Raw genomic sequence first — 10,559 nt, 5'->3', positions numbered from 1 at the left:
ACCGCACACTCGGCGACAAACCCGGCCTCGCCTGGGCGCTGAACAACCTCGCGTTCCGGTACTCCGCGGCGGGCAAGGCCGCCGACGCGGCGGTGGCGCAGAAGGAGGTGCGGGACATCTACCAGGCGCTGTTCGACGGCGGCGGCGCGTACCTGCCGCAGCTGGCCGAGGCGGCCCTGGTGCTGGCGAAGTTCCTCATCAGCGCCAACCAGCACGCGGAGGCGAAGCAGCCCGCGCAGCAGGCGGTCGACCTGTACGAAAGGCTCGCTGCCGCCGATCCCGGGTACGCGCCCCGCTTGCAGGAGGCCAAGGAGGTGCGGGCCCGGCTCGGCTGAGCCGACGGCGTTCCGGCCGGTTCCCGTGCACGTGCGGGAACCGGCCGGAAAAGCACGTACGTCCCGGCCGCGTCGACCCCGCCCTCGCGGACACGATAGGATGACGACGTCGGCGCCTTCACCGGCTCTGCCCGTCGACTGATCTCGGTTGCGGTGTTTCAGTTCTGCCCGCGCCGACACGCTCCCTGCGCATCAAAGCGGTGAGCACCTCGAACGCCTCGGCGGCCCCAGCTCATCGCAGCTCCTGGACGCGTCGTCCCTGTCCTCGAACCGACCAGACCGATCGGAAGCCCATGAGTACCAACAGAATCACCAACGGCATCGAACGAGTGATCATCGAGAACATGCTCGATCGCAACCGCGAAGCCCTGATCGAGACCGCACGCGGCCTCTCCGAAGCCGACGCCCGCCGCCGACTCGTCGCTTCACTGACGACACCGATCTCGTTGATCAAGCATGCCGCGGCCGCCGAACGGATCTGGTTCCAACGATTTTGGGCGGGCCTCGACGAATCCGAATGCGACGGATACTCGAACCGGGACGAGGGCACCTTCACCGTCGCAGACGACGAGCCCTTGGCCGACGTGATCGCCGAGTTCGAACGCGCGAGCCAACGATCACGTGAGATCGCCGCCCGCTTCGACCTCGACGACACCAAGGACAACCCCCGCGAAGGAACAGTCAGCATGCGATGGACCCTGCTCGCCATGATCGAAGAATTCGCACGGCACGCGGGACACGGCGACATCCTTCGCGAACAGATCGATCAGGCCCCACATCGAGAGCCGAACCCGTGAGACTTCGGTGCCGAGTGCCTGCCTGATGTGGGTCCCTGGGACCGTTCGGTCGAGCTGTGCATGCGCGGGGTGCGGTGCGGCCGACCGCGAGAGTTTCGCGGTCCGGGCCAGCCCCATGCGATGTGGTCGACCGCGAGAAATGGCTCGTTGACCACGGTCGTGGGGGTCAGCCCGGTGAACGCCAGCACGTCGCGGTGCAGATGGGACTGGTCGGTGTAGCCGCCGTCGGCCGCGACTCCGGCCGCGTCCTGGCCCGCGACCAGGTGGTGCACGGCATGGTCGAAGCGGACCAGCTTCGCGGCACGCTTGGGCGGCAGGCCGAGCTGCGACTGGAACCGGGACCACAGGCGTTTGCGGCTCCAGCCGAGTTCGGCCGCCAGGTGCTCGATCCGGATCGCGCCACGGCCGGCGACGATCTGGTGCCAGGCCCAGGCCACCTCCGCGTCCACCCGCGACGCCGCCGCACATCGGCCGGTGAGCCAGCCATCGATCCACGCGAAGCGTTCCTGCCAGGAGGAAAAGTCACCCAACTGCTCACTGAGCCGCGCCGCGTCCCGCCCCCACAGGTCGTCGAGGGTCACCACGGCGCCGTCGAGATCGGCCACCGCGGCCCCCAGAACCGCGTGCGCGACCACCGGCGACAGGCGCACCTGCAGGGCCTCGAAGCCCTCCGCCCGCAGCACGCGGAGGGCTTCGCCGAACCCGAGCCCGGTGACGAAGCTGCCCCGCCACCGCCGACCGGCGTCTTCCACGGCCATCGTGCCGCCGAACACCAGAACGAGGGTCACGGCCGGGTGCGGAATCAGCCGGAAGCCGGGCGGGGTGAGGCCGCGGTCCCGGAACCCGGCCATGGTGACACCGGGCACGCGGCTGGGCCGCTTCGGGCATGCGATGTCCCACAACACCGCATCGTCGGTTTCGGACTCGCCGGACCACACGCCGCCATGCTACGCACGCCGGCCGAGGGGAACATTTGTCCAAGCCACCGGCACGCACCAGCGGCGACAGTGCACGCATGACTGATTCCCACGCCAAATCCCCCACCCAGGCCACCGGGGAGTCGACCCGGCCCCTGGACGACGGCGAGATCCACGTGTACCAGGACGGCCCCCGCGAGGCTCCCGCGCTCCTGCTCATCCATGGAACCGCGATGTCGGCCCGCTCGTGGGACCCGATGGTTCCGCTGCTGACCGGATCCCATCGCGTCATCCGGATCGACCTGCTCGGATGCGGCCGGTCGGCCAAACCGGACGGCGCGAGCTACGCGGTCCCCGACCAGGCCCGCCGGGCCGGCGCCGTGCTGGACCGGCTCGGCGTCGAGCACGCCATCGCCGTCGGCCATTCCAGCGGCGGGACGGTCGCCACCGCACTCGCCGAGCGACGACCCGACCTCGTGACCGCGCTCGCCCTCATCAACACCGGACCGACAATGGCCGCCTATCTCGGGGAGGGAGCCGCCATCGACCCGAAACAGTCGCCGAATTTCACCGACGAACAGCTCCGCCAGGCCATCAGCTCCGCGTTCGCCCCGGGATACCAGATCCCCCCATCATTCCTGGACCAAGTACGCGACATGGACTTCCCCGTGTTCGCCGCGACCTCGCAGGCGATCCGCGCATACCTGGACGAGCGGTCGCTCCCGGTACGGCTGGCGCCCCTGGGCAAACCGCTCCTGGTGCTCTTCGGCGAGCGGGACCGCAGGTGGCGCCCCTCGTCCGCCGCCGACTACCGCGCCGTGCCCGGCGCGACAGTCACGATGCTGCCCGGTGTCGGGCACTCACCCAACCTCGAGGCCCCACCGCGGACCGCCGCGCCCCTCCTGGCCTTCACCGCGAACCACGCCCCACAATCCGACTGAAGCCGGTATCACCGACAAAAGACGATTGCGCCGTTCCGGTGGCCGGGGCGGTGGCGGTGGTCAGGCCGTAACCGGCGTCGATGCCGTACTGGGGTGGTCGAGACCGTGTCCGGGACACCGTCGGACTCCGACGGCGATCGCGATGACGGTGATGACCCGAAGTGCGAAACGCCGTTGCCGCGAAAGTGTGGCATTTTCGTGGCAACGGGGTCCGGAGCGGTTTGTCCGGACACCGCGATATGCGGCCTGAGCAGGCGCGCCGTGCCCCCGGCAGGACTCGAACCTGCGACCTAGAGATTAGAAGGCTCTTGCTCTATCCAGCTGAGCTACGAGGGCCTGGTGCCGACGACCACCACGGCCGTGAGTTACGTCCGAAGTTTAGTCAACGCCACTCACTCGATCGTTCGACACCGACGAATCGTTTCAGTCTGCGCGATCACGCGCCGAACTCTTCGAAGTCGCAGGTCAGGGCGGTTCTGTTTCCGAAGCATTTGGGTCAGCCTCGCCCGAGGAACGGCATCTTGGTGGCCATGACCGTCAGGAACTGGACGTTGGCCTCCAGGGGCAGGCTCGCCATGTAGAGCACCGCGCGGGCCACGTGCGCGGCGTCGAAGGTCGGTTCGGCGACGACACGACCGTCCGGTTGCCGGGCGCCGGTCGCGATGCCCGCGGTCATCTCGGTGGCCGCGTTGCCGATGTCGATCTGCCCGCAGGCGATGTCGTGGGCCCGGCCGTCCAGCGAGATCGACTTGGTCAGACCGGTGATCGCGTGCTTGGTCGCGGTGTAGGCGACGCTCCCCGGCCGGGGTGCGTGCGCCGCGATCGAGCCGTTGTTGATGATCCGGCCACCCCGCGGCCGCTGCTCCTTCATCATCCGCACGGCGTGCTGGGCGCACAGGAACGCGCCGGTCAGGTTGGTGTCCACGGTCCGCCGCCAGTCCGCGTACGACACCTCGTCCACCGCCCCCGCCGGGCCGAACGTGCCCGCGTTGTTCACCAGCAGGTCCAGCCTGCCCCACTCCTGGCGCACCGCGTCGAACAGGCGCTCGACCTGGGCCGGGTCGGCGACGTCGGCGGGTACGGCGAGCGCCGACGGGTGCCCGTCCGCGGTCTCGGCCAGCGCGTCCGCCCGCCGCCCGGCCAGGGCCACCCGGTACCCCTCGGCCAGGAGCGCGCGGGCGATCTCCCGGCCGATCCCGGACCCGGCACCGGTGATCAAGGCCACTCCCCCGGTCGTCATCCGGCTTCCCCTCCTGATCGCCAACTTGGTCAGGCTACCTCGCGGGGCGCCCGCCGAGGTGTTCACCTGGTGGCCGTCGCGCCTTCACCCGAAACGGTAACCTTTTCGGCTTCCGCCCGCGATTTACCCGGCAGAAACTGTGGGGATTTAACCGGATACGGACCGCGAGCGTACAAATGCATACAGCGAACTACCGCCGAACGGCCGAATGCCCGCCGGGCGGGCGAGCATGAAGAAATCGCCGAGATTCCAGCTCATCGGCGCGCAGCACAATGCCGTCCGCTGGCGGCTGCTCGGCGGAAACAACACATCGCTGGGACTCGGCGCCATCACCTATTCGGGCAGCCCGGAATGCCTCGCCGGGATTCGCCGGCTCCGCGCGCACCTCGGCGGCGCGCGAGCCGAGTTCAGCCATACCGGGGGAGGTCAGTGGCGTTGGCTGCTGTACGCCGACGCCGAACTGGTCGCCCTGGCCGGCCATGCCTACGGCCGGAAAATCGAGGCGAAACACGGGCTCGAACGATTCCTGGCCGCCGTTCCGGTGGCCACCATACTCGGCGATGACGAAAGAATCGCCGACTGGCGCGCGAAATATCGCATCGGCACCGCGGATAACCCGCGCAGCCCGTAGTGACCGGATACGGGCAGTGCGTTCGTCGGTCATTAACCATTGTGCCGTCGGGCGGGAACGCAAAACACCGGCAATGGTCAGTCCGCTGCGGCGAACTGTACGGGTCACGGAATCCCGTGGCGAGTGGCAGAACAGGAAGAGAGTGCAGAGAACATGCGTGCTCGTACTACTCGGCTTCTCGGCGTTACCGCGATGGCCGCAGGCGCCTGCCTGATGCTGACCGGCACCGCCTCGGCGGTGCAGGGCCCCAACAGCAAGCAGGAGGTCCTCGCGGCCGCCGGTTCGGACACCACCCAGGACATCTCCGCCGCGATCCTGGCGAACGCCAACGGCGCCTCCTGGAACACCGACCCGGACAACTACGTCAACATCGCGCCGGTGCTCACCGACCCGTTCACCGTGCCCGGTGACCAGTTCTGCGCGGCGAAGACGTACGGCCCCGGCGGCATCGCCGTGCCGAACGGCTCCACCGCCGGCAAGGACGCCCTCAAGGCCTCCGCGAACAACGGTGACGGCTGCATCGACATCGCGCGGTCCTCCTCGCGCCGGGGCGCGAACGACCCGGCCACCTTCGAGTACTACGGCTTCGCCCGGGACGGCGTCAGCTGGTCGGCCAAGGCCACCGGCGCGGGCGCCGGGGTCACCCTGTCGCTGGGCCAGCTGCGCGACATCTACCGCGGCACCATCACCAACTGGAGCCAGGTCGGCGGCGCCAACGCCCCGATCGAGCTCTACCTGCCGCAGACCGGTTCGGGGACGCTGAGCTTCTTCACCGGCACGGTGCTGGGCTTCGACCCGGCCACCATCCCCGGCCTCACCGTCAACCGGTTCCAGGAGCACGACGCCACCTCGATCGACCCGGCCAAGGAGGCCAACGCGATCGCGCCGTTCTCCACCGCCCAGTGGATCGCGCAGGGCAACGGCGTCGTGGCCGACAAGCGCGACGGCTTCGTCGTGGGCACCCTGACCGGGGCGGGCTCCGACGGCGCGCCGGTGTCCGGCACCGCCGGCAACTACGTCCCCGCGTTCGCCGACGGCTTCCTCGGCGCGCGCGTGGTCTTCCACGTGGTCGACACCCGCACCCCCTCGTACGGCCAGGCGGTCAACGCCATCGGCTTCGACGCCGACGGCCCCAGCCCGCTCTGCGCCGGCGACCTCGCCGGCACGCTCAGCCAGTTCGGCTTCAAGCCGCTTCCGGCCGACGACGACGGCATCACCTGCACCAAGTCCTGATTCGCGGGGTGTACGAGAGAGCGGGGTCCGGCCACGTGCCGGGCCCCGCTCCTCCCGCTTCGGTTACTTCGGCACGACACCCAGCGCGGCGAGCGCCGGATCGGCGAGGATCACCCCGGCGCCGGTCACGAGGTCCACGCCCACGGCGCCGAGGTCCGTGGCGCTGGACACCAGCGCGGTGCGGATCTGGTCCGGGGTCGCGGTCGGCTTGCCGGACAGCAGCAGGGCCGCGATCGCCACCGCGTGCGGGGCCGCCGCCGAGGTGCCGTAGAACGGCTGGAAGCCCTTGACCGAGGTGGCCACGCCGTCCGCCGCGGTGATGTCCGGTTTCTGCCGGATGGCACCCCCCGTGGGAGGGCCATGGTTCTCCAGGTTGTCCATATCGGACACATCGGGCAACTCGGCGGGCGGCGCGTGGATAATGATTCGCGGCATGCCGCCCGGAAACGGTTCAATGTCACGACATGACCGTCTTCGGACCCCCGATCGACACCCGGCCCCTGTTCCCCCGCGAGCGGGCGGCGCTGCTCGAGCTGCTCGGCGCGCTGGACGAGGCGGACTGGGCGCGGCCGACCGTCTGCCCCGGCTGGGACGTGCACGACATCGCCGGGCACGTGCTCAACGACTACCTGCGGCGGCTGTCCGGCAGCCGCGACGGCCACCCCGGCGCCGTGTTCGCCAACGACGAAACGCTGCCCGCCTACCTGGCCCGGACCAACGACGAGTTCGTGCGGGCCACCCGCCAGTGCAGCCCGCGGGTGCTGATCGACCTGCTGACCCAGCTCGGCCCCCAGCTCGACGCGTTCTGGTCGAATCGCGGGCTGGACGAGCCCGCCGATCTCGACGTGTCCTGGGCGGCGCCCGATCTGCCCAGCCCGGCGTGGCTCGACCTGGCCCGCGAGTACACCGAGTTCTGGGTCCACCAGCAGCAGATCCGCGACGCGGTCGCCCGTCCGGGCGCCGACGACCCCGAGTTGCTGGGCCCGGTGCTGGACACCTTCCTGCGCGCACTCCCCCAGGCACTGCGCGCGGAGAACCGGCCCGCCGGCACGACCGTGCGCTTCGAGGTCACCGGCCCGGCCGGGGGCACGTGGTTCGCCACCCGCGGCGCCGACCGCTGGGAGATGGCCTCCGGGGGCGAGCCCGCCGCGCGGGTCACCATGCCGCAGGACACCGTCTGGCGGCTGGCCACCCGCGGGATCACCGTCGAGGAGGCGCGCGAGCGGTCCGCAGTAGACGGTGATCCGGGCCTGACGCGGGCGGCGACCACGCTGCTCGCGATCGTCTGGTGATCAGGCCCAGGCGGGCAGCAGGCGCCAGACGGCCAGCGCGGCGAAGGTGGCCAGGGCCAGCAGGGCGGGCGCGGTGATGATGTACGTGGACACCGGGCGCCACCGGCGGTACAGGTAGGTCGCCCCGGCCGCCGCGGCGACGAACCCGCCGAAGGCCAGCGCCAGCGCGGCCCACGCTCCCGGTTCGCCGGACCGCCCGTCCTGCGCGTCGGCCTTGCCGTTCTGCGGGGTGGGCCGGAACGGCTTGCCTTCGAGCGCCGCGGTCACCACGGTCGCCTCCTCCGACGCCAGCGGCCACCACGAGGACGAGGTGACCAGGGTGAGGCGGTCGTTCTCGGTCTTCCCGTAGTCGGCGCCCTCGTCGAGCGCCCGCCGCGCGGTCTCGGCCACCCGGTAGACCGAACGCCCCTGGGTGGTGGCCAGCACGATCTCGTCCCCGGCCGCCAGTTCACCGAGCCGCGCGAACGACCCGCCGTAGCCGGAATACCGGCCCGCGACCGCCGCGTTGCCGGGCTGGCCGAGGCCCGCGGTACCGGGCACGTGGCCGGGCCCGGACGCGGTCTCGCTCGGCGAAACGCCCTCCAGCACGACCTGCCGCACGTCCAGTTTCGGGATCTCCAGCACGGCGACCGGCGTGCCGAACTCCTCCGGCCTGGTCGGCGGCGCGGCGCCGACCAGGCTCTGCGACTCGCCGAGCGCGTGGTCGATCCGGCCCCGGATGTCGCCGAGGGCCGCGCGCTGGTCGCCGTCGGCGAACATCGGCCCCAGCGCGTAGACCACCAGGGCGAAGCACACCGCGGTCGCCAGCACCCAGGCCAGCACCACCACGGCTATCCACTGTGGAGTGAACGCGGTGAACGCTTCGTCCTCGCGCGCCTCCTCGACGAACGTGCTCACGCGCCGCCTCCCGCCGGGGCCAGGCGGGTTCCGTTGCGTGTCAACGCATCCCCGAAGCGTCGCAACGTCCGGACGAGCCAGGGCGGCACCGGGCGACCGGCGGCCAGATACGCCGTCGCCGACGGCAGCACGACCAGGACCACCAGGGCCAGCAGGGGAATCAACGCGCCCAGCACGCCCCCGCCGAGCGGTGGCGGAATACGCGTGGCATCGGCGAGTTTCTTGGCTTCCTGCACGCTGGCCGCGGTGGGCGCCTTGGCCGTTTCGGGGGTACCCGCCCCGTTGTCCGAGGTGTGCCCAGCGGGATTTCCGGTGGCCGGGGCGGTCGTGCCCGTCCCCGCCCCGGGAGTGGGACCGGTTCCCGCGCCCGGGTCGCCCGCCGCGGCGGCCCGTTCCGCGCACGCGTCCGCCACCGTTCCGGTGCCCACCGCGGCCGCGGCCTGCTTGGCCTGTTCGAGCAGCGCCGGGGTGAGCGAGACCAGGCCGGGGCCGAGCGCCTGCTGCCCGCCACCGGTCAGTGTCGACAAGTAGGCCCGCAACGACTGCTGCTTCTCCTTGAGCGGTACGCATCCCTCGCCCACCAACGGATTCCGCGGCGCGGTCGCATACTCCACAAAGGACAGCGGATAGGCGCCCGCATCCGCGCCGGTGTCGCCCGGCCGGAGCGTGCCGTCCTCGGCCTTGGCCAGGTGCGCGGCCCCGGCCGCCACGGCGGCGGGCGTCGGCGCGACCAGCTGCCCGGCGGAGTTCGGCAGCGCCACCGGCTGCCAGCCGAACTCGGTCGCGGTGGCCAGATCGGTCACCACGAATCCGACGCACGCGCTCTGCTCGGCCGAGCACCCCACGCCCTCGGTCAGCGGTCGCATCGCGGAGCGGAGGGTGACCTTGCTGCTGGCCGCGGGCTGCAGGTTCGCCGAGCTGGCCGGGCTCAGTTCCAGGAAGTCGGTGAGCACGCCGACCGGTTTCCCTGCCTTGTCCCCCGCCACCGCCGGTTTCTCCGAGAACACCCACTCCTTCGCCGCCTTCGCGGTCAGCTGGGAACTCAGCAGCAGCGGAACCGAATCCGGGCCGATCATGCCGCCCAGGGCGGTCAACCGGTTCTGCGGCAGCGCGCCGGACAGCAGCGGATTGCGCGCCACGAGCGGGGTGCCGTCCCGCATGACCCCGTTGAAACTGCTGTTCTCCTGCCGCCGCGCGAGAATCGCGGCCAGTTCGGGCCAGTCGAACTTCAGGACGTCGGTGATCGGGCCGAGGATCGGGGTCGCCGACGCGCCGTCCTGCACCCCGACCTGCTGCCGTCCCACCGCGGCGAGCACCACCGCGTTCAGCGCGGCCGGGACGTGGACGCGTTCGCGGGTGGGATCCTTGCTCAGCGCCGAACCGACGCCGGTGAAGGCCACCTCGCGCTGACCGGAGTCGAAACCGGCGACGACATCGCCTTCCCGCAACGCGAGCGCGGCGGGCGGTGGCGGGGATCCGGTCTGCGCGCACAGGATTTCGGTCCACCGCTGGTTCGACTTGGACCACCGCTCCGGGAACGCCACGTTGACCGACGAATTCGGGTTCGGATCGGCGCAGCCGGGCGGCAACGCGTTCGCCGGGCGCGGCGCGATCTTCAGGGAGTTGTCCAGCCAGGTCGTGTTCTTCGTGCTGCCGGGGAATTTCGCGGCGAACGAGAGCCACAGGGCACACGGATTCTGCTCGTCGCAGCGATACGTGTAGTGGAAGGGCTTGTCGGTCTTCGTGACCGGATCCCATTCCTGGATGTCCAGCCCGTTCCCGATTCCGCCGCGGGCGACCGTGTAGTTCAGCACGATGGTCTGCGTGTTCGCGTTGCGGGGCGCGGAGACCTTGTTGGCCACCAGATCCGGGATCGACTCGCTGCTCACCGGCTGGCAGTAGGCGTTGAACCGGGCCGTCGTGGTGCGGATCGCCAGGTTGTCGCGCATCGGATCCGGGCACAGCGCCGCGGTCGCGGTGGCGCGCGCGGGCAGCCCCGCCACGGTGATCCGCACCTGGTCGCCGTCCTGCACCCGGGACAGGTCCGCGGGTTCGGTGGTGATCACGGGTTTCGGATCCTCGGCGTGCGCGACCGGGGGCACGACGAGCAATCCGGCCGTCGCCAGCAGCGCGCACCACACGACTATCGGCAGCCGCCGCACGAAGGAAATCACCACACCGCTCCTCGACCGCGAAGGGAAACAAGCCATACGTTCGGGCACCGGCCACGACCGGTCAACGCGCGAACCGGGCAAAAGATCGTGATTCATCATCAT

At 70.7% G+C, this 10,559-nt stretch carries 10 protein-coding genes, 1 tRNA gene and 1 pseudogene; 6 read left to right on the top strand and 6 right to left on the bottom strand.

The window, feature by feature from the left end; all coding sequences use genetic code 11:
* Together FXO23_RS28040 and FXO23_RS28035 are read left to right on the top strand one after the other, a co-directional pair.
* On the top strand, nucleotides 1-335 hold a 335-nt coding region (locus tag FXO23_RS28040; protein WP_158888440.1), incomplete at its 5' end, for a tetratricopeptide repeat protein.
* A gap of 293 nt (nucleotides 336-628) precedes the next feature.
* The gene (locus FXO23_RS28035; protein ID WP_158888464.1) at nucleotides 629-1,132 is read left to right on the top strand and encodes a DinB family protein; all 504 of its coding nucleotides are present in this window, start codon (nucleotides 629-631) and stop codon (nucleotides 1,130-1,132) included.
* Here the strand turns inward: FXO23_RS28035 and FXO23_RS28030 are convergent.
* On the bottom strand, nucleotides 1,102-2,070 hold the full coding sequence (locus FXO23_RS28030; RefSeq protein ID WP_246257933.1) for an AraC family transcriptional regulator: 969 nt from the start codon (nucleotides 2,068-2,070) through the stop codon (nucleotides 1,102-1,104). The genes FXO23_RS28035 and FXO23_RS28030 overlap by 31 nt on opposite strands.
* A gap of 77 nt (nucleotides 2,071-2,147) precedes the next feature.
* On the opposite strand from FXO23_RS28030, the gene FXO23_RS28025 reads away from it, so the two are divergent.
* Entirely contained in the window at nucleotides 2,148-2,990 is an 843-nt protein-coding gene (locus FXO23_RS28025) for an alpha/beta fold hydrolase (protein WP_158888439.1), read from the top strand.
* A 262-nt stretch (nucleotides 2,991-3,252) separates the two neighbouring features.
* On the opposite strand, the gene FXO23_RS28020 is transcribed toward FXO23_RS28025, so the two are convergent.
* Together FXO23_RS28020 and FXO23_RS28015 are read right to left on the bottom strand one after the other, a co-directional pair.
* Nucleotides 3,253-3,326 (bottom strand) — tRNA-Arg (locus tag FXO23_RS28020).
* A gap of 160 nt (nucleotides 3,327-3,486) precedes the next feature.
* Entirely contained in the window at nucleotides 3,487-4,230 is a 744-nt protein-coding gene (locus FXO23_RS28015) for an SDR family oxidoreductase (protein WP_158888438.1), read from the bottom strand.
* A 229-nt stretch (nucleotides 4,231-4,459) separates the two neighbouring features.
* Between FXO23_RS28015 and FXO23_RS28010 the strand changes: the two genes are divergently transcribed.
* Nucleotides 4,460-4,861 carry a DUF1508 domain-containing protein gene (locus FXO23_RS28010; RefSeq protein WP_158888437.1) on the top strand — a complete coding sequence of 134 codons (402 nt, stop codon included), beginning with the start codon at nucleotides 4,460-4,462 and terminating at the stop codon, nucleotides 4,859-4,861.
* Nucleotides 4,862-5,053: 192 nt separating this feature from the next.
* Nucleotides 5,054-6,094, top strand: coding sequence for a substrate-binding domain-containing protein (locus tag FXO23_RS28005; RefSeq protein ID WP_246257931.1), 1,041 nt, complete (start codon nucleotides 5,054-5,056; stop codon nucleotides 6,092-6,094).
* Nucleotides 6,095-6,157: 63 nt separating this feature from the next.
* On the opposite strand, the pseudogene FXO23_RS28000 reads toward FXO23_RS28005, so the two are convergent.
* Nucleotides 6,158-6,445 (bottom strand): annotated as a pseudogene (locus FXO23_RS28000) (S8 family serine peptidase); the annotation flags it as partial.
* A gap of 113 nt (nucleotides 6,446-6,558) precedes the next feature.
* Between FXO23_RS28000 and FXO23_RS27995 the strand changes: the two are divergent.
* A complete protein-coding gene (locus FXO23_RS27995) occupies nucleotides 6,559-7,386 on the top strand; it encodes a maleylpyruvate isomerase family mycothiol-dependent enzyme (RefSeq protein ID WP_158888435.1) in 828 nt (275 codons plus the stop codon).
* On the opposite strand, the gene FXO23_RS51775 is transcribed toward FXO23_RS27995, so the two are convergent.
* A complete protein-coding gene (locus tag FXO23_RS51775) occupies nucleotides 7,387-8,283 on the bottom strand; it encodes a sortase (RefSeq protein ID WP_246257929.1) in 897 nt (298 codons plus the stop codon).
* The gene (locus FXO23_RS51770) at nucleotides 8,280-10,457 is read right to left on the bottom strand and encodes a hypothetical protein (RefSeq protein WP_246257927.1); all 2,178 of its coding nucleotides are present in this window, start codon (nucleotides 10,455-10,457) and stop codon (nucleotides 8,280-8,282) included. The genes FXO23_RS51775 and FXO23_RS51770 overlap by 4 nt, the downstream gene beginning before the upstream one ends.
* Nucleotides 10,458-10,559 lie beyond the last annotated feature (102 nt).

Source organism: Amycolatopsis anabasis, assembly GCF_009765355.1.
In the GTDB taxonomy this organism is placed as follows: Bacteria; Actinomycetota; Actinomycetes; order Mycobacteriales; family Pseudonocardiaceae; genus Amycolatopsis; species Amycolatopsis anabasis.
The sequence above is the reverse complement of the archived record's forward strand: the minus strand, read 5'-3'. Positions and strand labels throughout refer to the sequence as shown.

Bases quoted from the DNA above. Each gene is read 5' to 3' on its own strand.
- FXO23_RS27995 (WP_158888435.1), top strand. From the start codon at position 6,559: ATGACCGTCTTCGGACCCCCGATCGACACCCGGCCCCTGTTCCCCCGC.
- FXO23_RS28005 (WP_246257931.1), top strand. From the start codon at position 5,054: ATGGCCGCAGGCGCCTGCCTGATGCTGACCGGCACCGCCTCGGCGGTG.
- FXO23_RS28010 (WP_158888437.1), top strand. From the start codon at position 4,460: ATGAAGAAATCGCCGAGATTCCAGCTCATCGGCGCGCAGCACAATGCC.
- FXO23_RS28035 (WP_158888464.1), top strand. From the start codon at position 629: ATGAGTACCAACAGAATCACCAACGGCATCGAACGAGTGATCATCGAG.
- FXO23_RS28015 (WP_158888438.1), bottom strand. From the start codon at position 4,230: ATGACGACCGGGGGAGTGGCCTTGATCACCGGTGCCGGGTCCGGGATC.
- FXO23_RS28025 (WP_158888439.1), top strand. From the start codon at position 2,148: ATGACTGATTCCCACGCCAAATCCCCCACCCAGGCCACCGGGGAGTCG.